Annotated in this window: 13 protein-coding genes; 6 read left to right on the forward strand and 7 right to left on the reverse strand. The window is 63.6% G+C overall.

Annotated elements, in window-relative coordinates; all coding sequences use genetic code 11:
- Position 1 precedes the first annotated feature (1 nt).
- Positions 2–802, reverse strand: coding sequence for a class I SAM-dependent methyltransferase (locus tag ACQY78_RS00230; RefSeq protein WP_428681621.1), 801 nt, complete (start codon positions 800–802; stop codon positions 2–4).
- Positions 799–1,668 carry a PIG-L deacetylase family protein gene (locus ACQY78_RS00235; RefSeq protein WP_428681623.1) on the reverse strand — a complete coding sequence of 290 codons (870 nt, stop codon included), beginning with the start codon at positions 1,666–1,668 and terminating at the stop codon, positions 799–801. Before ACQY78_RS00235 ends, ACQY78_RS00230 begins: the two co-directional genes overlap by 4 nt.
- A 243-nt stretch (positions 1,669–1,911) precedes the next feature.
- Between ACQY78_RS00235 and ACQY78_RS00240 the strand changes: the two genes are divergently transcribed.
- The 5 genes from ACQY78_RS00240 (at position 1,912) to ACQY78_RS00260 (ending at position 9,918) form a co-directional block, all read left to right on the forward strand.
- Entirely contained in the window at positions 1,912–3,108 is a 1,197-nt protein-coding gene (locus ACQY78_RS00240; protein WP_428681625.1) for a glycosyltransferase, read from the forward strand.
- Positions 3,108–4,265, forward strand: a complete 1,158-nt coding sequence (locus ACQY78_RS00245; RefSeq protein WP_428681627.1) for a hypothetical protein — start codon at positions 3,108–3,110, stop codon at positions 4,263–4,265. Before ACQY78_RS00240 ends, ACQY78_RS00245 begins: the two co-directional genes overlap by 1 nt.
- A gap of 1,202 nt (positions 4,266–5,467) precedes the next feature.
- Positions 5,468–6,754 (forward strand): outer membrane beta-barrel protein, encoded by a 1,287-nt coding sequence (locus ACQY78_RS00250; RefSeq protein WP_428681629.1) that lies wholly within the window; start codon positions 5,468–5,470, stop codon positions 6,752–6,754.
- Positions 6,755–6,848: 94 nt separating this feature from the next.
- Positions 6,849–7,364, forward strand: coding sequence for a polysaccharide biosynthesis/export family protein (locus tag ACQY78_RS00255; protein WP_428681631.1), 516 nt, complete (start codon positions 6,849–6,851; stop codon positions 7,362–7,364).
- Between the two features lie 244 nt (positions 7,365–7,608).
- Entirely contained in the window at positions 7,609–9,918 is a 2,310-nt protein-coding gene (locus ACQY78_RS00260; RefSeq protein ID WP_428681633.1) for a GumC family protein, read from the forward strand.
- Between the two features lie 40 nt (positions 9,919–9,958).
- On the opposite strand, the gene ACQY78_RS00265 is transcribed toward ACQY78_RS00260, so the two are convergent.
- Both ACQY78_RS00265 and ACQY78_RS00270 read right to left on the reverse strand, forming a co-directional pair.
- Entirely contained in the window at positions 9,959–11,242 is a 1,284-nt protein-coding gene (locus ACQY78_RS00265; protein ID WP_428681635.1) for a nucleotide sugar dehydrogenase, read from the reverse strand.
- Between the two features lie 44 nt (positions 11,243–11,286).
- Positions 11,287–11,979, reverse strand: a complete 693-nt coding sequence (locus tag ACQY78_RS00270; protein WP_428681637.1) for a CDP-alcohol phosphatidyltransferase family protein — start codon at positions 11,977–11,979, stop codon at positions 11,287–11,289.
- Positions 11,980–12,039: 60 nt separating this feature from the next.
- Here ACQY78_RS00270 and ACQY78_RS00275 point away from each other — a divergent pair, with 60 nt between their 5' ends.
- Positions 12,040–12,831 carry a class I SAM-dependent methyltransferase gene (locus ACQY78_RS00275; RefSeq protein ID WP_428681639.1) on the forward strand — a complete coding sequence of 264 codons (792 nt, stop codon included), beginning with the start codon at positions 12,040–12,042 and terminating at the stop codon, positions 12,829–12,831.
- A 15-nt stretch (positions 12,832–12,846) separates the two neighbouring features.
- On the opposite strand, the gene ACQY78_RS00280 is transcribed toward ACQY78_RS00275, so the two are convergent.
- The 3 genes from ACQY78_RS00280 to ACQY78_RS00290 are packed head-to-tail and all read right to left on the reverse strand — an operon-like array spanning position 12,847 to position 22,415.
- Positions 12,847–13,617 carry an SDR family NAD(P)-dependent oxidoreductase gene (locus ACQY78_RS00280; protein ID WP_428681641.1) on the reverse strand — a complete coding sequence of 257 codons (771 nt, stop codon included), beginning with the start codon at positions 13,615–13,617 and terminating at the stop codon, positions 12,847–12,849.
- A 6-nt stretch (positions 13,618–13,623) separates the two neighbouring features.
- The gene (locus ACQY78_RS00285) at positions 13,624–14,979 is read right to left on the reverse strand and encodes an aminotransferase class I/II-fold pyridoxal phosphate-dependent enzyme (RefSeq protein WP_428681643.1); all 1,356 of its coding nucleotides are present in this window, start codon (positions 14,977–14,979) and stop codon (positions 13,624–13,626) included.
- Positions 14,976–22,415, reverse strand: coding sequence for an SDR family NAD(P)-dependent oxidoreductase (locus tag ACQY78_RS00290; protein ID WP_428681645.1), 7,440 nt, complete (start codon positions 22,413–22,415; stop codon positions 14,976–14,978). Before ACQY78_RS00290 ends, ACQY78_RS00285 begins: the two co-directional genes overlap by 4 nt.
- Between the last annotated feature and the right edge of the window lie 141 nt (positions 22,416–22,556).

The raw sequence follows: 22,556 nt of genomic DNA on the forward strand, positions 1-22,556 counted from the left end.
TTCAGCCGTGGACCGGCTTGCGCGACACGTAATAGATCCAAGGGTCCTTATGTTGTCGCAGGCCCGGATGGTCGCCCGGTACGAACTCGCGGCTTTCGTTGCCCGCACAGGCGATGTCGATCAGGCCCAGCTGGCGCAATTCGGCGACACCGAGATCGGGCCGCACATAGTAGATTCCGGATGACCGGAAGGAATGGGTACCGTCATGAACGCGGCCGGCAGCGAGCGGCATGCGGTACCCAAGAAGACCGTTCTTCAACCAGAATACGCTCGACCATTTGAACGAGCGCAGCGTCTCGCGTAGGCCGGGTTTGATGCGGAAGCGGAAGCGATCGATGATCGCCGGCAAATAGTTCGCGTTGTGGCTGGAGAACACCATCAAACCACCGGGTCGCAGCACCCGGTGCATTTCCCTGAGCGCCATCTGGCGTTCGACGGCGTCCAGATGATCGATGCCATTGTAGCTGAACAGGACCAGATCGTAGCTTTCGTCGGCTGCGAAATCCAGGCGGCGAGCGTCGGCGACGGCGAACCGGAAGGCTGGAAACTCCAGCCTGCAGCGCTCGATCATCGCCGAGGAATAGTCGACGCCAAGATAAGTCTTGGCGAGTGGCGCGAAGTGGCGGGTCGTCCGGCCGCCGCCGACGCCGATGTCGAGCATTTCAATTTCCCCAAGCGAGGAGCCGAGCTGGGCCAGAAGCGTCGCTTCCGGCTCTTGTAGTCCGTCCGGACCGGCGTAGAGGGCAACGATGTCTGGCGACTCGTACGCGACATGGGTGAGATCGGAGGCGAAGCCGGTCATACGTTGTTCCATTCGGCATTCCAGTCTGTGATCGTGCCCATCCGGCCGATGGTGCCGAGCTGCACCGGCAGGAGCCGGTTCACGAGGCCGGCCGGTAGGTGACCGTGCAGGCCCAGCACGAGGCGTAGGTAGGATCGGTCGAAGGCGAAGGGATGGCGCCTGTGGAGGGCGCCCGTGCGCGCAACGAGCCGGTCGGGATAGCCGCGCGTGGCCACCAGCGACGGAGCATTCTGGCTGACGAAAGCCGACAGCATGCGCCGCTTGTCGGCCAGTTCGCGCGCAGCCATGCGAAGCTTCAGGATCGGACCCCCGTCGATTCCATCGGGAGGTCCGACATAGGCGACCACGCCGAAGAGCCATCGTGCGGTAAGCGCGAGGATTCGGTGCGGTGTGTTCAGCAGCGAGACATAGGGACTGTATTCCGGCGCCTCGAATACGGTGAACTGGTCGGCAGGCGTGATCAGGCGGTTGATCAGGGCCGCCACCATGTCGTGATGGATATGACCACCTTCGAAGGCCGGCATTACGACGACGGTCGGCTCGAATTCGTTGATGATGCGGCGCAGGGCTGTCGCAGCCCTTCGCAGCTTCTCCGGATCGCGGCATTCAAGCGGCGGCATTAGATCGAAGAAGCGTAGGTCGGCCTCCCCAAGCCCTGCAACGCTCCAAGCAGTGCGGGCTTCCGCCTCGCGCCGCTCCGGCAAACCAGGTGTCTCGTCGCGCGCAAGATAGACAACGCGGGTGGCGCCGCCCAGGCTGCTGTTGCGCAGCCCGAGTCCACCTGCGGTGATGACGCAATCGTCCTCGTGAGGTGCCAGGATCAGCAGCCGGCCCGGCGAATCCCAATCCAGCCAACGCTCGATCATCCGGATTCGCACCAAGGCGAGGCATGCGAGGACCGTCAGCGCCGAATAGAAGAGCGCGAAGGGGAGGGCGAACCAAAACGCGCCAGGCAGACATGACGCCAACCAGAGCAGAAACGCGGTGGCGGCAAGCAGTGCTCCGACCAGCGATGGACGGGAGTCGACCCAGAGTTTCATTCGATAACGCAGCACATTTCTGCAATATCTATGCTATTAATTGGGTCGTTACATCAAGCGTTGCAATCAGTGGACCAGTCGTTGCGCCTTCTTCACGTGGTGCCCACCTATCTGCCGGCGGTGCGGTACGGGGGACCGATCCGATCAGTTCACGCGCTGTGCAGGGAGCTGGCTGCAGCCGGCCATGACGTCCAGGTGTTCACCACCAGCGTGGATGGTCCATCCAACAGCGATGTGCCGCATATGACGCCGGTCGACGTGGAAGGGGTGAAGGTGACCTATTTCCCGAGCCGCCGGTTACGACGCCTCTATTGGTCTCCACCCATGCGACGGGCCCTCGAGGCGTCCACTGGCTCCTTCGATGCCGTGCATCTCCATTCTGTTTTTCTGTGGCCGATCCTCGCCGGTGCCCGGGCGGCGCGCGCTCATCGCATTCCCTACGTGATCTCGCCGCGCGGTATGCTCGTGCCCCAGTTGATTCGACGGAAGAGCCGCTGGGTGAAGGAAGCTTGGATTCGTCTGGTGGATCGCCGAAATCTCGAGGCGGCCGCCGTCATTCACGCTACGTCGGCGATCGAGGCGCAACATATTGCGAGCTTCGGTTGGCGCCTGCCGCCCATCGTTACGATCCCGCACGGTGTCGATGATCCGCCACCGCCGTCGGATGCCGCGCTGTCGCCTGATATCATTGCGGCGATTTCCGGCGGTCCGATGGTCCTGTCGTTTGGGCGGTTGAGTTGGGAGAAGGGACTCGATCGTGTGATCGCGGCGCTGGCCGAGGCGCCTACGGTGCGGGCAGTCATGGCCGGCGACGATGCCGGCGGACATGCGGACTTCCTGGCCTCCGAGGCGGCCCGACTGGGCGTCGCCGACCGAGTGACGATCCTCGCGCGCCATGTCTCCGGCGCAGACAAGGAGGCGTTGTTTGCCGCTGCGCGTCTCTTCGCGATGACGTCGCTGTCGGAGAATTTCGGTATCGCCGCCTTCGAGGCGATGCGCCGCGGGCTACCGGTCGTGGCCACGCCCGACGTCGGCATGTCGGAGATCGTGCGTGACACGCAAGCGGGGCTGGTGGTGGATCCGACACCTTCTGCCATTGCCGCTGGTTTGCGAACGCTGTTTGCTGACCCGGAACTCTGCCGCCAGCGGGGCGAGGCGGGGCGCAGGCATGTCATCGAACACTATGGCTGGCCGGCGGTCGCTCGCAGGATGGCCGAGCTCTATCGCTCGATCGCCGGCGCGCCGGCAGCGCGACCCGCTGCGTGATGGCACTTCTGGAACAAAGCCCGTTCGATCCTGCGAAGGACCGCCGCATCGTCGTCATCGCCGACTGGCTGCCGCCGGATTTCGGCGCCGTCGGGCAATACATGCAGGTGCGCGCGCAGGCGCTGGCGGAACAGGGGCACGCTGTCACTTTGGTCGGCTTGACCAGCGGGGCCGAGACGAAAGCTCATCGGGAACGAGGCCGCGGGACCCTGACGGAGATCCGGCTATCCGCGCGACCGGTCCCGCGAAGTTCATTGCTGGGTCGCATGATGTGGACGATCGGCACGAACCTGCGTCTGGTGCTGGCAGCCTTCGGTGCGCTTCGGGTGGCCGATGGCATCCTGTTCACGGGATCGCCGCCGTTCCTGATCCACCTGCTGGTGCCGTTGAAGCCCTTATGGAAAGGGCGCCTGGTCTACCGGATCACCGATTTTCATCCTGAATGCCTGATCGCGGCTCATGAAAGGCCCTCTCTCGCTCTCGGCCTGTTGCTGCGGCTGACGAACTTCTGGCGTCGACGCGTCGACAGTTTCGAGGTTCTGGGCGAGGATCAGCGGCGGCGTCTCCGGTCGACCGGGGTGCCGGCCGACCGAATCGCACTGGTGAGGGACGGGTCGCCTGTAACCTTCGCCGCGGACGGTCCAACTGAACCGCTGCCGGCCGATCTCGCCGGCACGTGCGTGCTTCTCTATTCCGGAAATTATGGTGTGGCCCACGAAATCGAAACGGTGGTGCGGGGCTATGAGCTTCATCATCGCGAGGGAAGCGGCCGGGTCCGACTGTGGCTCAGTGCGACGGGCACGGGAGCTGAAGCGATTTCCGAGCGGTTGCGGAGCGCTGGTCTGCCATTCCATCGGTCGGCGCCCGTTCCATTGGAAAAGCTGGCAGGGCTACTTCGGGCGCCCGCAGCTCATCTCGTGACGCTGCGTGACTCTTTCGTAGGCTATGTCATGCCGTCCAAAATTTATGCGTGTATCGACTCGCGAAAGCCCGTCCTCTTCGTGGGAAGCGCCGATTCGGACGTGAATCTGCTCGCGCAGCCCGCCGCGGCCGGATACTGGCGCGTCTCTTGCGGAGATTTTCAGGGCTTCGCAGCGGCGCTAGAAGAATTGGCCGAGCACTCACGCCACCGAGGCGGTCTGGGAGAGATGCATTGATATTGCTCTAATTTCCGGTCGGACCTGACAAGATTGTTTATTGCTTTTTAACTGCAATATTATTTGCCGAACTGGGCTTCGGAGCCTATGTTTCAGGTGGCGTCGGCTTTGCGCTCAGTGAATTTGCGGGGAGGGCGCGTGGCTTCGCCCCGTATCGTGTGAAGTTGACTCAGTTCAGGCCAGCGAGGGCTTGGCATTTTGCACTTGGTTGGCTACTAAATTGTTTCGGATTGGGTGGGACCGGTCCGACCGCTTAAAAGCTTGTGGGTTAGCCTCAAAGTATTGGCCGCGCATGGTTGCTCCTCGCGGCTGGATAGGCGATATGGCGAAGATTGCACTAAGAACGCAGGGTCTTGTGACGTTAACCGCTCTTTTGTGGGCGGCGAGCGGGGCTGCCCAGATTGCTCCGACGACCGGACAGGCGCAGCCGGATCGCCCACCGGTGGCTGGTCTTGGCTACGGTGCAGGGCCATTTTCGGGGGCAGGGCCGATGCGGGGTGCTGGTCCCGCAGGAGGGCCTTGGGACGACGACGCCGACGGCGATTTTCACCAGGCCCAAGGAGGGCCGCTGCAGGGGGGGCCCCTTCAGAATGGCGGTCCCTTGCAGGGAGCCGGTCCGATCCAGACGCCAGGACCGCTCCAGAGCGCCGGCCCTCTCCAAAGCGCCGGACCGATGCAAACAAATGGCTCGCTGCAAAACTCCGGCCCGCTGCAGTCCGCAGCACCCCTTCAGAACACTGCGCCGGTCGGCGGCCTGCCCGGCGGGCTGGAAGCCTTGAGCACAAGCGATCCCCTCATTCCGCCTCCCAACGGTCAATATTATGCGGGTGCACTGGGACCCGTCGGTAGTCAGACCATGCAGGAGTTGATTGCCGAGAGGCTCGGCGTGCCGGGAGGTGTCTCCGGACCGGAGCTTGCCAGTCTAGTAAATTCCATAACGCCGCCTGATCCGTCGCAGCCGCCGGTCACGCCGGTTGTAAATCCGCCCCTCCCTCCAACCCCGGTGCCACCTGGCCCGCTCCCGCCTGTGATCTATGACCCGCCTCCGCCCCAGCAGCAGAGCCCGAGGTAGCGTCCAAGAGTGTGCGCGGGGAAGTTTCTTCCAACCGACACTCGGACCGATACCTGGATGGCCAAGAACACCCATGTCAATTAGTGCGAATAGGTCGCAGCTGATTTGGTCGCCCTTTGTTGGCTGGGCCTTGCTGGCCTGTGCCGGATCGATCGCGCACGCGCAAACCGAGACCTCTGCACCGGCCGCCCAGTTCTTGCTCGAGCAGACGCCAATTGTCGATTTCCCGGACCTGCCGATTTCCGCGCCGGGCCCGAGCATAGAGACGAACGAGATCGGTATCTCGGTCGGTGCTTTCACCCTCTACCCGTACTTGGAAGTTCAGACCGGCTACGACAGCAACGTCTACGCGACGACCGCGCCGACGGTAGGTTCTCCCTTCGCGCTCATCAAGCCGATGGCCGAGCTGAAATCGGAGTGGTTGAACCATTCCTTGCGCGTGGTGGCGGGGGGGGCCTTCGGTGTCTATTCAAACGCGACCAGCCAGAACTACTGGAACGGCTATGTCGTGGCAGATGGCCGACTGGACATTCAGCGGGATTTCTATGCGACGGCTCTCGTGGGTGTCCGCCGCCAGACGGAAGCCCTGGGCACGCCGAATACCTTGATCGCGAGTGCGCCGACCGTCGTTGATTCGATTCCAATCGAAGTGGGCCTCTATCAGCGCTTCAACCGGTTCTTCTACGAACTCAAGGCCGCCGCGACGCGCTACCAGTATCTGGACAATAGTGTCATCTCGCTGGGTGGCCTGCCGTCCGCCAGCCGGGATCGTATGGAATACCAAGAGCAAGTCCGGCTCGGCTACGAGATCATCGAGGATATCGATGTCTGGGCCTCGCCCGGACTCAATCAACGCATCTACGACCAGTTCATCAATGCCTATGGCCAGCAGCGCGATTCGAACGGCTGGTTCGTCAACTTCGGTACGACCATCAGATTCACGGAGAAGACCAGTCTGGAAGGTTATGTCGGCTACGCGACCCAGACATTCATCGCTGATGGCAGTACGACACCCGCTTTCACGTTCGGACTGACGGGCCTCTGGAATGGATACGCTCCCCTGACCATCCGCCCGGCGTTCATCCGGTCGATCAACGAATCAGCCTACAGTAACTACCAGAACTACGTTTCGACGACGCTCGGCGTCGACTTCACCTACGACATTCACGATGCCTGGCAGCTGGTGGGGGGGACAGGCTTCAATATGGCGCAATACTCGCCGACGCCGGGAGCGGGTGTGGGCCCTCGAACGGATTATTTCTGGCGGGCCTCACTGGGTTTGCTGTATTCCCTGCGTCCGCAGATCCAGATCGGGCCGCTGTACGAGCATTCCTCCGGTTCGTCGACCGACGTCGCCAGTGGCGGCCCGTCGTACACTCGGGATGTCATCTCTATTCGTTTGGTTGCAAAGCGGTGATCCGGTGAAAGTGTGCATTTTCCTCTCCCGCTGCCTCGGCCCGCTCTTCGTAGCGTTGGCGCTTACCGTTGGCGCCTGTGGACCGCAGCCGCCGATGTCGACCACGACTATTCAGCAGCCGTCGCTCGGGACGCAGAATCTCCGGCTCGGCGAATATCGCGTCGCGCCGGGCGACCGGTTGCGCGTCACGGTCCTTTCCGACACTGAGCTGTCGGGCGAATACGAGGTCGACTCGACCGGCGTGATCTCGCCCCGCATGGCGGGCCGGGTAATCGTTTTGGGCATGTCGACTCCCGAGATCGAGGCGATGCTGGCCGACCGCTATCGCTCGGGCGGCTATCTCCGCAATCCGCGGCTGAGCGTCGACCTTGTGTCGCGGCGCCCGTTCTACATCATCGGCGAGGTCACCCGTCCGGGCTCGTTCCCCTATGTGTCGGGGATCAACGTGGTTCAGGCGATCGCAATTGCCGGCGGCTACACCAGGCGCGCCTCCAAGACGCGCATCACGATTCAGCGCTTCAATGCGCAGCAGGGTCAGGAAGAGACGGTTACGGAGGATTCACCGGTGGGGCCGGGCGATATCATTCGGGTTCCGGAGCGTTGGTTCTAGGAACGAACGTGAGGCAGTAAGCGTAGGCGTAAAGGCTTGGGGACGGGTGGTTTGGGGCCGCCCGTCAATTAGGTGGTGTTTGGGGTTGATTCTCGGGTCGGGGCGGTTCGCGTCCCCGTTCGAGCGGGTGTCGTCGCGAGTTGTCTTTTTCGCGGAGTGAAGTGGGATGGGATCCTTGCCAAGGGCGGACCACATTGTGGATGAGCCCAATCAGAACCGAATGGTGCCGGCGTCGGATGCGCCGATGCCAGCTCTGCGTCCCGTCGAGTCTGCAGACGAATTATGGGACTGGCTGCGCCTGCTCAACCGCCGCAAGGCAATGATCATTGGCTGCGGTCTCATTGCGACGGCCCTGATGGCGCTGATGATCGCTCAGGCCACGCCCCTCTATAAGGCCTCTTCGCGCATCATGCTCGATACGCGTACCTCCAAGTTGGTGGGAACCGAAGCGGCGCTGTCGGGTGTCGACACGCTTAACATGGGCGCGATTCAGACCGAACTCGAGGTCATCCAGTCGGAGTATCTGATCGGTCGCGTCGTCGACAAGCTCGGTCTCGCAAACAATCCTGAATTCAACGGCACCAAGCCTCCGGGCTTCATCGAGAATGCGCTGCAGCCGCTTCGTGACCTGTGGAGCGTCGGCATCTCGACTCTGCTGGCGCCGCCGCCCAAGCCTCAGGAGGCGGCTGTCGCGACCGTACCGGCACGCACCGGCCGGCCCGCCGAGGACAGTGATCCGCGCCGCCGGGCCGCGATCGGCGCTGTCGCCAGTCGCCTGAGCGTCACGCTGCTCGGGCGCACCTTCGTAATCCTGATCACCGTCGAGAGCCCCGACGACTCCATGTCGGCCCGCATCGCCAATGCGATTGCCGAGGCCTATCTCGCCGATCAGGTCGACACAAAGAACGAGGCCAACCGGCGGGCGACCGAGTGGCTGGAGCAGCGCCTGGCGGAGTTGCGCCGGAATCTGCAGATCGCGGAAGAGGCCGTCGCTGCCTATCGCCGCGACAAGGGCTTGGCCGGAAGCCCCGAAGGCGCCGTCTCGACCCAGACCCTCTCCGATCTCAACAGCCGCTATACGGCCGCCAAGGGGCGGCGCATCGAGCGGGAAGGCCGGTTGATCGCGCTCAGCAAGGCAAGCCTCAACCCAGGTGAACTTGCCAATATCCCCGAAGTGTCGGGCAACACCACGCTGGCGGCCCTCCGTATCCAGGACGTGGAGCTGACACGCAAGAGCGCCGAACTCTCGTCCCAGCTAGGTGAGGCCCATCCGAAGATCCAGCAGGTCCGAAACGAGCTGGCCTCGATCCGTTCGCGCTTCATCACCGAGACGCAACGCATTACGCTTGCCGTCCGCGCCGAACTCGATGCCGCGACTTCGGAGGAAGAAGAGCTCAAGGAGCTGGTCGATAAGGCGGCGGTGATTTCGGGTACGGCCAGCCAGTATGAAGCGGAACTCAAGCAGCTGGAGCGCGAAGCCCAGTCCAATCGCACTCTGTACGAGACCTTTCTGACGCGCTTCAAGGAACTGCGCGAGCAGCAGGACATCCAGCGCGCCGACGCTCGAATCCTCGCCTATGCGCACCCGGCAGGCGCACCGTCTTCCCCGAACTACAAGAGCGGCCTATTGACGGCGTTCATGATCGGCTCGTTGCTGGGTATTGCCTTTGCGGTGGCCGCAGAGAAGCTTGATCGCGTCTTCCGCTCGGCCGCCCAGGTCGAAGAAGCCACCGGGGTGGGTGTTCTCGGCATGGTGCCGGAGGTCAAGGGTTCGGCATCTGCGCGCTCCAACATCGTGTCTCACGTGCTCCAGAACATGACGTCGCCGGCGGCGGAATCGGTCCGCGCCGTGTTCACCGCAATCAGTCTTGGCAGCCTCGACCGGCAACCGCGAATCATTGCGATCACCTCGTCAACGCCGAGCGAGGGGAAGACGACCTTCGTGGCCGCACTCGGTGGCTTGCTGACCAAGATGAATGCGTCGCGCCGTGTACTGATCGTCGACCTCGATCTCCGTCAGGCCCGTCTTTCTGCGGCGCTTGGCCTGACCGACCGTGGCGGCACGATCGACGAATACCTGATGGGCATCAAGACGCTGGAAGAGTGCACCCGGCGCCACGACCTCTCGGGAGTGGACTACATCTGCGCCCGGCCGAACACGCCGAACGCTCCTGAAATCCTCGAGTCGATGGCCATGAAGTCCGCCCTCGGCGTATTTGCGGAGCGCTACGACCTCGTGATCCTCGACGGTCCGCCTCTATTGGCGGTTTCCGATGCACGCATCATCGCGCGCCTTGCCGATTACACGGTCTTCATCTTGCAGTGGGCGAAGACCCGGCGGGAAGTCGTGAAGACGGCGATCGGGGCGCTGCTGAATGTCACCAACCATGTTGGCATCGTCATCAATCGCGTAAACTTGGCAAAACATGCGCGCTACGGTTACGGTGATCACGGCGACTACTATTCGCGATATCGCGGCTATTATGGCGCGGGTGCAGATGTTGCGGCGAACGCCGCCGCCCGCTCACCTTTGAAGCTGGCTTCAAAAGCATAGAACAAACGGCGCCTTCGGGCACGCGACGGCCGTCCTCTGTCTAGAGGCGCCAGAGCGTCACGCCCGCGGGGGTGGCCGCCCGGTCGAGAAGGCCCGTTACATCGGCGACGAAGCCGCCGCCGGCGGGATTGAGCAGGGGCTTCACGAGAGACCAGCCGCGCTCGCGGTAGAGTTTGTGGGCGACGGCCAGAACCACCGCGTCGGCAGGCTTCAACTGGTCGAGCGGCGTGAGCGCGAGATCGTATTCCTCGCGGAGCAGCCCGCCGTCGGCCATAGGGTCATGAAGCTGGACGGTGATACCGAAATCCTCGAGTTCCCGGACGATGTCGACGACGCGCGTATTGCGGATGTCGGGGACGTTCTCCTTAAACGTTACGCCCAGAACGGTGACCACCGGCCGTCCATTGCCGGCATGCCGCATGACGTTCCGGACCACTCGATTGGCCACGTGCACGCCCATGCTGTCATTGACCCGCCGGCCGGAGTGGATGACGTGGGGATGGTAGCCCACTTCCTCGGCCTTGTGAGCGATGTAGAAGGGGTCGACCCCGATGCAGTGGCCTCCCACCAGACCCGGCTTGAAAGGGAGGAAATTCCACTTTGTGCCGGCGGCGTCGAGCACGTCGCGGGTGTCAATTCCCAACCGATCGGATATCAGCGCCACTTCGTTGATAAGCGCGATATTGATGTCCCGCTGGGTGTTCTCCAGGACCTTTGCGAACTCGGCCACCTTGATCGATCCTGCCCGGTGGGTGCCGGCCGTCACGACATCGCGGTAGGTCGCATCCACGATGTCGAGCGTCTCGGGCGTGTCGGCGGACACGATCTTCAGAATGTTGTCGAAGCGCCGGTCCTTGTCGCCCGGATTGATGCGTTCCGGCGAGTAGCCGACGTTGAAGTCCGTCTTCCACTTGAGCCCCGAGGCCTTCTCCAGCACGGGGATGCAGATATCCTCGGTCACGCCAGGATACACGGTGGATTCATAGACCACGATGTCGCCGCGCTTAAGCGTACGGCCGATGGTCTCAGAGGCCCCTTTCAAGGGAGCGAGGTCGGGTTGCTTGCTGGCGTCGATAGGGGTCGGCACCGTCACGATATGGAAGTCGGCGGCCTCGAGATCCCGGGGGGCACTGGAGTAGCGGAGACCGGGCGCCTTGAGCATTGCAGCCTCGACCTCTCCCGTGCGGTCGTGGCCGCTGGAAAGCTCGGCGATTCGTCGGGCATCGATGTCGAAGCCCAGCACCTGGTAGCCGGCTCGGCCGAAGCCGACAGCGACGGGCAGGCCGACATAGCCAAGCCCGATGACGGAGATAAACCGCTTCATTTCGTCAATTTCTGACAGGTCACGTCGCCGCTGGCATCCCTTTTCTAGCGACTCTTCCCGGCCGGCGGCTCTTCGCGCGCGAGGTGGCCGAGTTCTCCGATCATGCCCACGACGTAAAGGCCGAGATTGGCGACGATCCAGACGATCCCCAAGACGTCCCCATAGCCGAGACTCATCCCGACGACATCGAACCGTTCGGGCGGCTTCAGATAGAATGCTACATTCAGCGCCAGGAAGAGGCAGCGTACCTCGGTCAGCCCGAACCCGGCACTGGCCAGGTGAAATGTTCGGGAAACCTCCGCGCGCAGCAGGGACTGCGCCGTCATCATGAGATAGCCCGCGAGTCCGATGGCCGCGATCTCCATGTGGACGAAGCCGGACAGGCCGAGGCCGATCGCGAACAGGAACTGGCTCAGCACGTCGATCGACTGGTCGAGGAAGAAGCCGTAGCGGGGGCGTTCGATGCCGCGCCTCCGTGCAACTGCACCATCGAGCGAATCGCCGAACCAGTTGAAGATCAGGGCGGCATTGACCGCCCAGAGCCACGCCGAATTTCCAGCGGACAGCACATAGGCTGAGAAGGCGACAATCGAGGCCCCGAACCCAAGAGCGGTCAGGAAGTCTGGCGACATCCAGCGTGGCAGGAGGGGCGCGATCCATGCAATAAGTCGCTGCTCCGGCACCGACAGCCAGCCTCGGTTGGAACGTGTAAGGGGAATCTCGCGGTCCGTCGGCATGGTCTTTAGAGATTAGCCTACCTCATGTCGCTTCGCTTCGTATTGTAGCTGAGACCATTCTTGCCTTCGCTGATACCGAATAGTCCCTGGGCACGCCGCCTCGTTTACGAACTTGTCTATGCCTGGCCGGGAAGCCGGCACGCGAAGACGTTCAATGTCGGCATGGCCCCCGTAGATGCCGCCATTCTCGCCGATCCGGACCTGGCCGGCGACGCCAACCAGATTCAGCTCTACGCCGAGCTGCTTGCTCTCGCGGGTCGTGATGCCGACGCATGGCGCCAGAGTGCAATCATCGAGGTCGCGGCCGGCTGCGGAGGCGGGCTTCTCTACGTCTCTAAAAAGTATAGGCCGCGCAAGCTCATCGGCATAGACGTATCCGCCGTAGCTGCCCGACGCGGCCGGCGGCTCGGCATCGATCTCCGGCAAGGCGAGGCGACCCGCTTGCCGTTCGAGGATGGGTACTTCGACTGTCTCGTCTGTGTCGATGCGCTGAACTATTTCGTCGAGGAAGATTTTGTCCGTGAGGCGATACGCGTCCTGAAACCATCGGGGCTCCTACTCTTGGCAGACACTTCGTCGACCTTCGCCGAAGCCGAAAGGCGCTTCCGCCGTTTGGCACAGCTGGGCGGATTGGCCGTCGACGCACTGCGTGATGCTTCGCCGGGGGCCAGGACATCCATCCGCGAGCGTGGCCCACATGTGGCCAAGGCGGTTGCCTGGGTCCCGAATTTCCTCCGCGCTCGCGTCGCTGAGATGCTGATGATCGAGGGCAGCGAGCGTTATCGGCAATGGCAGGATGGTGAGTACTGCTTGGCAATGGCGGCCTTGTCCCGGCCGGCACTTCAGGCTTGACCAATCGACCGCCGGCTATCGCCCGACATGGAAGCGGGTGTTCCTCATGCCACGGCGGCGGATACCCTCGGGAACGAGAAGGCTGAGCCGCGACAACCAGAACGGGACGAATGGAAAACCGATCATTGCCCTGTTGCGCTTCAGTCCGGTTATGATCCGCTCTGCCGCGTCCTCGGCGGATATCTCGCCGGGACGGGGGCCCAGATGCTTGTCGGCCATCGCGGTAGCGACGAAACCGGGGCAGGCGACGACCACACGGATTCCTTCTGCTGCGACGGCGTCTCGCAGCGCCAGTCCGTATGATAGAAGACCCGCTTTCGACGCTGAATAGGCGGGAGCGTCAGGCAGGGGGACTAGCGACGCGAGCGACGCCACGAGCGCGATGCTGCCGCACCCGTTTCGCCGCATGGCCGGCAGAACGAGATGAACCAGATCGACGGTCGCCAGCAGGTTAGTTTCCAGCACCCGCCGCGCGGCGCTCCCACTCTCGACAGTCTCGTCGACAGAGCGCCCGTCGAGAATTCCTGCATTCGCGATCAGTAGGTCGATGGCCGTTTCTCGCCCAACCTCCTCGAGGATGGCGGAGAGCCGAGCCGTGTCCGTCTGGTCGACGCTCGCGACTCGGCAGGTCGCGCCCTTCGCCCGACAGGCAGCCGCCACGGCCTCAAGGCGTTCGATATTCCTTCCCAACAGTGCCAGTGTGCGCCCTGGCGCGGCGAGCGCGCGCGCCAATGCCTCGCCAATCCCGCTGGAGGCGCCTGTGATGACGATCGTCTTGAAATCCATGCCGCGTCAGCGACCGGCAATCGCGCTGACGAAGGAGGAGCCGCTGAGCAGTCTCGGCAGTTCTTCTGCTACGGCGTCGATCACCGAGTCGATCTGCTCAGGCGTATGTTGCGATGTGACGAAGAAGCGAAGTCTCGCCTGGTTCTCGGCAACGCCGGGGAAGACTGCCGGGACGACGTTGAAGCCGCGCTCCAGTAGCCGCTCCGATAGCATTACCGTCTGCGGCGAACTGCCGACGATGACAGGGACAACCGAGGCGCCAATGCTGAGGCCCGTATTCAGGCCCCGCGCCATGGCTTTTTCCAGCAGGGCCTGGCCATTTCGCCGGAGCGCGGTTGCGCGCCACGGTTCCCGCATCATGACGTCGACTGCCGCCGCCGCCGCCGCGGCCAATGGCGGCGCGAGGCCGACGCTGTAGACGAAGCCCGGCGACGTGTACCTGATCAGTTCGATCAGGGCGCGGCTTCCCGCTATGTAGCCGCCGGCAGCCGCCAGCGTCTTGCTGAGCGTGCCCATCCAGATCTCGACCTCCGCAGGATCGATGCCCTGCTCCTCGGCGACGCCCCTTCCGGTACGGCCGAGGGCGCCGGTCGCGTGCGCCTCGTCGACCATGAGCCAGGCATTGTAACGACGCTTGAGCTTGATCAGGCCTGCGAGGTCCGGCACGTCGCCGTCCATGCCGTAGAGGCCCTCCACCACGATCAGGGTACGACGATAACGCGCGCGGTTGAGTCTCAAGGCGCGCTCGAATGCGTCGAGGTCGTTGTGCGGGCAGAGAATTCTCTTGGCGCCCGAGAGTTTGGCGCCCTCGACGATGCTGTTGTGGATGACCGCGTCGGCGACGATGAGGTCTTCCGGACCGAGCAATTGGCCGATGACCGACACGTTGGTGGCGTGGCCGCTCACGAAAGCAATGGCGTCTTCGGTGCCGCTCAGGCGCGCCAGGGCAGACTCGAGGTCGCGATGGACCTGGCGTTCACCGGCCGACAGGCGACTTGCCGAAACGGACGTTCCGAAGCGGTCGATCGCCATCTTGGCCGCAGCAACCACATCGGGATGTCCATTCAGGCCAAGATAGTCATAGGAAGAGAAATTGACGATCGTGCGCCCGTCGATCGAGGTCGTAGCGCCGGCGCGGCCATCATGCAGGCGGTAGAACGGATTACCGATCTTGGTGATGTCGCCCACAGCCTTCCAGATCTTCAGGATCTCGTATTCGGGCAGCGTGGTGAAATCGAATTCGTGTCGTTCGCCTGGGGCAGGCCCTGTCGACGGCTTGGCCTGAGGGGCGGGCGATTGGCCAAGCGCCTGTCGCACCTTGTCGAGCGTTTCCTGGGGCGTGCTGGATCGCGGCCGAGTCATAGCGGTCCGTCGATTTGTTTGACCCGCTGCATCACAGCGGTGATTGCCGCGCGTTGCTCCGACGCGTCCGCGGTTGCGGCCTGCTCGGCAAGGTGGCTGGATGACAGGGTCGCCAGCGCGCTCGGTACGGCTTCACGTGGCGCCTCCCCGGTGACGAGCGGCGTGACGCGCCGCGCGACATCGGCGGGCGTGATGCCGCTGGCGAGCGACATCATCGGCAGCTCGATCTGCAACGATGCCTCCACGGTGGTGCGCAATTCGAGCATCATCAGCGAATCCATGCCGATCTCCGCCAGCGGCCGATGGCGGTCGACCTCCTTGGGCGGCAGGCGAAGTACCCTTGCGATTTCCTCCACCACGATATCGAGAAGGGCCGCGGTCGCCTCTTCCGGCGGCATGGCGCGCAGCCGCTCCAAGGTAACGGCCGCCTGACCGGGTTGGCGGGACACGCTGCCCGTGTCGATCGGGTTGAAGGTGGGAGCACGAACCGCGACAAGTTCGCGCCTGGCCATCGTCCAGTCGATGCGCGCGATGGCACAAGCGTCGACGAGCTGGCGCCCATCGGCGTCGAATGCCCAGTCCAATGCGTTGAGCGCCGTGCGCGCGGGCATCAAGGTGGAGGCAAAGCGCCGCTTAAGGCTCGAATTCGCTTCGATATGCCGAGCGAGATACCCGGCATCCTCAATCGCCCCCCACGCTACGGCCAACGCCGGCAGGCCCTTGGCACGCAGCCGGCGGGCGATACCTTCGACATAGGCATTGCCGGCCACATAGTTGAACTGGCCGGGATTGCCGAACAGCGTGGTAGCCGACGAGAAAAGCAGCAGGTAGTCGAGGTCCAACCTCCCGGCGATGCTTTCGAGATGGAGGGCGCCGCTCGCCTTTGGACGCAGCACGATGTCGATCGACTCGTGATCGATTCCCTGCATCAGTCTGTCGTCCAGGACCATTGCGGCATGGGCGATGCCCTTGATCGGGCGCCGGTGGCCGAGCTGGTCAACGAAACGTTCGAGGGCAGCGTTGTCGGTCACGTCGGTGGCAGCGACCTCCACCACCACGCCTTTTTCGCGCAATGCCTCGACCTGCCCAGCGACTGTATCGGACAGGTGACCGGACCGGCTGATGAGCGCGATGTGCCGGGCGCCGCGGTCGACCAGCCATTCCGCCGTCGCGAAGCCGAACCCGCTGGTGCCTCCGATCACGATGTGCCAGCCGTCAGGATCCACCGGGAAGGTGTTGGCCGGGACCTCTGAAACACTTGCTTGGCGGGCCGGGGTCACGACGATCTTTCCGATGTGGCCGGCGCGTTGCATCAGGCGGAAAGCTTCGCCGATGTGTGCGCCATCGAAGACGCGGTGTGGAAGCGCCGAGAATTCTCCTTCGGCGAAGAAACCGACCACCTCTGCAAACAGCTGCTGGGACAAGCCCTTGTGGGCACCGATCAGTTGATCGACATCGACGCCGAAGTAGCTGAGGTTGCGGCGCAGCGGCCGCAACCCGAGGTGGGTGTTGGCATAGAAGTCGCGCTTGCCCAGTTCGATGAATCGACCGAACGGCTTGAGGCAGTCCATCGAACGGATCATCGCTTCGCCGGCCAGCGAATTGAGTACCACGTCGACGCCCTTGCCGCCGGTGAAACCCATAACCTCCTCGGCGAAAGCGAGCGTGCGGGAATTGCAGACGAAGTCGGCGCCCAGACTGCGCAGGAGGGCTCGCTTCTCGCCGCTGCCCGCTGTCGCAATGACGGTAGCGCCACGATGTTTGGCGATTTGCATAGCCGCCAGACCGACTGCGCCGGCACCACCATGGATCAGGACGGACTCACCGGGCTCCATCCGGGCAAGGTGGACCAGCGAATAGTAGGCCGTAAGGAACGCGACGGGCAAAGTCGTCCCGTCCTCGAACGAAAGCTGAGTCGGTAACTTGCTGACGGCGAAAGTCTTGGCGATGAGGTGGGTCGCAAAAGCACTAGGTGCAAAAGCGAGAACGCGATCTCCAATCGATAGACCATGGACGTCCGGCCCCGTTCGGACCACCGTTCCGGCACATTCCATTCCGAGACCGGGACCGGCGAACCCGTCTTCCAGCGCCTCTTCCGGCAGCAGGCGCAGGTTCCACATCACGTCGCGGAAGTTGAGGCCGGTGGTCGCAACTTCGATCTCGACCTCGCCGGCCTCGGGTGCGCGGCGTGGCTCCGGCACCCAGCCGAGCGCGCCCCGGCCGGAGCCCTGCCGCGTTACGAGGCGTAGCGCCATATCGTTCGCCAGGGGCTTGGGCGGACGGGGCGTAGCGGCCCCGCGCTCGACCCGGAAAACGATACGATCGTCACCCAGAACGAAGACTTCTCGCTCTTCGTCGGGTGCGAGCATTTCGACTGCGACCCTCTTGATGACTCGACTCCGCGGTCCACCCGCCAGGCCGACACAGCGTATCTGAAGGCCGGGATACTCGTTGCGAGCAACCCGGAGGGCTGCCATTAGCGCGCACCAGAGCGGCTGCTCGAGCGGCACCAAATCGTCCGCGTTACCGAAATCGACAACAACCCAGAGGCGGGTCGGCGTGTCCGCCAGCCGCCGGCATTGATCGGCGATGGTGTTGAGGTGTTCAGTGAGGGCCAGGACCGGATCGACCGATCCTTCGTCGGGTGAGATCGACAGGACGTAGTCGGTCGTGGCGATCTTATCCTGACGCGCGGTCTCGGTGCTGGCGTGGCCGACCAAGGCACGCAGGTCCTGTGCGGCGGTGCCTTGCCAGGAGAACACCGCCGGTTCTATCGCAGCCGTGGCGTTCCGATCGTTACTGCTGCCGAAAATTGCATGCACGAGCACGCCAATTCGGGCTTCGCCGCAGGCGGGGGAGACTGAAATGTCGCTGAAGTCCGCCGTTTCGAGTTCGTCGATCCATTCCTGATCGGTCAACAATGCACCGACGGGGAATTCGGCATTCGCCGAACGCGCCCACCAGCGCCGCCGGCTGCCCCGGACGATATCCCAGAAGGCGCTGGGTGCCAGCTCGCCCGCGATCAGAGGGGCGCCAGGACGCAGTAGCCTGGTAATCACCGTTATGCCGTCGTCGCTGCCGGCCGCGACCTCGCTGAGAGCGTCGACCGCCAGCGCGAGATCGAGCGACGCAGGACGCAACGTCTCGAGCTGTGACCAGGTCAGGCACCGCACGAGCGGGGCACTGTCGCCAATGGCGGCTCGCGCCTGTTCGACCCGATCGTCGTCCAGGTCGGTCAGGGTGATCTCGACATTGGCGAAGCGCGCGCTGAGATCCACGGCGGTAGCGAAATGATCGGCACCCACCATCAAGAGGCGCAACAGGCGCCTGCCAGCCTGCGGCGTGAGCGAGGCCGCCACGTCGTGGACGACGGCGTCGCGCAACCATCCGATCTGATTGGAGGCCAGGCCGAGGTTGCGCCAGTGCGGCGAGCCGAGTTCGCTTACGGCCGTGGGATCTCCGTCACTCAGGCGTCCGATAATGCTCTCGAGTCGCGAGACGCTGGCTGCTTCCGCGCCCATCGTGGGATGACGCACCAGCAGCGTACTGACGATCGAGTCGATCTCGGGAAGGTCGCACGAAGGAGACAGCCTGCGCGCGCCAGCCTGGTCGACGGCGAGGTTCTTCGCCTCGAGATGCCAGAGCAGGGCGGATCGGAGGAAAGTGGACCAGGATGCGTCATCGTCGGCATCAGCCGCATCGATGCGCTCGTCCTGCGGTTCAATAGCGGGCTGGCTCTGGAGGGCAGACCAGGTGGACCGAAGGGTTCCCGCCTCGAGCAGAAGCAAAGCCTCGGAGAGGGCGGCTGCGCTGCCTGCAGGTTGTTCCACGTCGGCGTGCCTGTGTGCAAGCGTCGACGACACGCCCGCGCGTTCGAGAGGCCAGGCGGCAGTTCGGTAGCTCAGGGATCTTGGATCCGAGGCCAGTTCGGCCGGGGCTTCGACCAGTCGGACGTTCTGCGCCGTCACGACGATCTTTCCGTGCTCGTCCCAGAGGTCGATATCGACGACCATCGAACTCAAGGACTGCCTGAGGGTTCGGGCGGTGACGCGTGTGGCGACGATGCCAGACTGGAACACTCGAACGCACCCGAAGCGCACCGGCAGCATGCGCTTCATCGGCATGTCTGCGACGCCTGCCTCTTCAGAGGCGAAAAGCGCATGGAACGCGGCGTCCAATGCCGTGATATCGATGATGCGCGTCCCATGCACCAGCGCGTCCGGCCGGTCGAGGGTTCCGATCGCAAACTTCGGCTCGGGAAAGACGACCTGGCGAATACGCTGGAATGTCGGACCGTAAGCGAAGCCCAGGTCGCTGGCCCACGCGTAAACACTGCTCTTGGGAACGATGACGGCATGAGCCGGCGTGGCCGGGGGGACGGTCGCCTTGCCTGCGATCGGCGAACGACCAATGATACCGCGGGCGTTGAGCGTCCAGTCGGCGCCGGCGCCCCCGCCGCGCTGCCGCGACACCAATTCGACCACTCCAGTCTCATGTGCGAGCCGCACCGAGATTTCGAAGGAAGTCTTGCCTTCGAAAACAAGTGGTCGAAGGATGTCCAGGTCGCGGAGTTCCAGGGCGCCATCCGGATAGGTTTCGCGTGCGGCGGACAGCATGGTCTCCACGTAGCCTGTCGCCGGAAGGACCGGCACATCGCCGACTTTGTGATCGGCGATCCACGGGTAGAGCTCCGGATCGACCGTGGAAAACCATTCGACACTGTCCTTGCGCGGACGCGCGCCTAGCAGCGGATGGGCATGCGGGAGCAACGCGGTGCTGGCCTCATCCGTCGTCGGCACCTTGTAGTGGGTGTGCTGCCAGGGATAGAGCGGCAGGACGACGGCGGCTGCGGGAGCAGGACCGAAGAAACGCTGCATCTCAATCCTGCCGCCGGCCAGGGCAACCTTCGACGCTGCCCGCTCGACCGGATCGAACGTCGACTGCCAGTCGCTCTCGGTCAGCGTGTCGATGACGATGCCGCGCGTTCCAGCCTCGCGGAGCACGTCACGCACGTAACTGGCGAGAATGGGCCGCGGCCCGACTTCGAGGAATACGCGCAGGCCGTCGTTCAACAGCTCGTTCAGCGCCGGTTCGAACTGGACAGGTTCACGGACGTTACGCCACCAATGCTCGGCGCCGAGCGTTTCCGGAGCCACTGCGCCGCCGGTCACCGACGACACGAACTTCTTATGAGGGGGCAGCGGTCTCAGCCCCTGCAGTTCACGCAACAACGGCGCGCGAACAGGATTGATCAACGCACTGTGGAACGGATAGTCCAAGTCGAGCCGCCGCGCGCTTATCCGCATGTCGGCCGCTACCTGAAGCACCCGGTCGATGTCGGCAATCGCTCCGGAGACCGTGACGCTGCGCCAGCTGTTGATCGCCGCGATCTCTACACTGTGTGCACCTGCGGTTTTCAGAAAGCGTCGAGCCTCGCGGTCGCTCAGCATCAACGCCGCCATGCCTCCGGTGCCGCGCACGCCTTCCTGATTGCGGCTTCGGGCGACCACGACGTCGATGGCCTGATCGAGGCTGAGCGCACCGGCGCACCAGGCGGCTGCGATCTCGCCGACACTGTGACCCAGCGTGGCGCTGGCGACGATGCCTCGCTCTTCGAGCGCCCGTACGGTGGCAACCTGCAGGGCGAGCAGAAGAGGCTGGGAGTAGGTCGCCCGTCTCAGGCGCGGCGCCAGATCATCGGCAAACAAGGTGTCTACGATCGACCAATCCTGGACCTTGGCGAAACGGCCGTCGACTTCCGTGAGCGCGTCGCGGAAGGCCGGATTGCTCTCCCAGGCCTCGCGGCCCATTCCTGCCCATTGAGAGCCGTTGCCGGAGAAAAGAAAGGCCAGCGGCTGATCGGTGCCCAGCGCTTGGCCGCTGATGACGGCCGCGGACTGCTCGCCCTTCGCGAAGGAGTCCAGATGGTGACGAATCTCGTCCGTCGTCTCGCCATGCGCGACCAGGCGGTAGGGCAGGGCGTCACGCAGATAGGCACTCGCTGATATGACGGTGGCAGCGTCGCGAGTGGTGGCCGGCCACGTCTCGACATAGCGCCCAGCCAAGGCCTTCAGGGCTTCGCCATTGTGGGCCGAAAGCAGCAGCGGTGGCGGCGAGGCGGCGGTGTTGACCTGAACGAGATGCGCGACAGCCCTCTCGCTGCGCAGGATGACGTGCGAGTTGGTTCCGCCAAATCCGAAGGAATTGACGCCGACCAGTTGGGGGCCGCGATGGTCCGCCAGGCGACGGTTCTGGGAAACAATTTCGAGATTGAGTTCGTCGAAAGGGATGTCGGGATTTGGCGCGCGCTGGTGCAGGGTCGCAGGAACAAGGCCGTGGTCGAGGATCATGATCGATTTCAGCAGCCCGGCAAGGCCCGACACCGGCTCCAGGTGTCCGACATTCGACTTCACAGAGCCGATCGGCAGCGGCCGTGTACGCTTCTGCGCGAGCCCCTTGCCGAGGGCGTCAGCCTCGATGGGGTCTCCGACCCGCGTGCCGGTCCCGTGAGCTTCGACGAAGCTGAGATCGGCAGGATCGACCCGGAAGTCTCCGTAGACCTGCTCCAGAAGCTGCCGCTGCGACTCCGGAGAAGGCAGCGACATGCCGGTTGTTCGTCCATCCTGATTTATGCCTGAACCGACGATCACCGCGTGGATGCGGCTTCGGGACTTCAGCGCAGAGGACATGGAGCTGAGCACGACGACGATCGCGCCTTCGGAACGCACGTAACCGTCTGCTGACGCGTCGAACGGGCGGCAGAGGCCGGTCGGCGACAACATGGAAGCGCGAGAAAAGCCGATATAGGAGAACGGCGACAGGAGCAGGTTCACCCCGCCTACGATCGCCGTCTCGATGGCGCCGCTGCGAATCGCCTCCGCTGCCAGGTTCAAGGCCACCAACGATGACGAACAGGCCGTATCGACCGCGAGGCTCGGACCTCTCAGGTCGAACGTGTAGGAGATGCGGTTGGCCATGATGCTGAGCGAGTTGCCCGTCATCATGTGCATGCCGGCGGCGGAGGGGTCGGCGAAGAAACGCGCGGCGTGGTCTACGGAAGATGCGCCGATATAGACCCCCACAGGACTGCCGGCGAGCAGTGACGGCCGGATTCCTGCGTGCGCGAGCGCGTCGTTGGTGACTTCAAGTAGGTGACGGTGCTGAGGGTCTACTTGCTCGGCCTCACGGGGACTCATACCGAACGCTGTGGCGTCGAAGCCCCACACATCATCGATCACCCCCGCAGCGAACGAATAGCTTCGGCCAATCTGGTCGGGAGCGGGATGATAAAACGATTGCGTGGAGAAGCGGTCGGGTGTGATTTCGCTGACGCTGCAAATATTACGGCGGAGAAGAGCCCAGAGACCATCACTGTCTTTGGCACCCGGAAGGCGGCAGGCATAGCCTACGATCGCAACTTCATCCCGGCGCGTCATCGGAAGGCTCTTTCAGAAACGCGCACCCCCGTATTCGACCTTACCCGCAACATGCCAATTGCCCATTCTCCCATTGAATCCCGGAACGACACTCACGGTTCGGCCGTACAAGTAAGTCCAAATTGTGTTGTTCTTGCGTCG

Source organism: Reyranella sp., from assembly GCF_965279625.1.
GTDB lineage: Bacteria > Pseudomonadota > Alphaproteobacteria > Reyranellales > Reyranellaceae > Reyranella.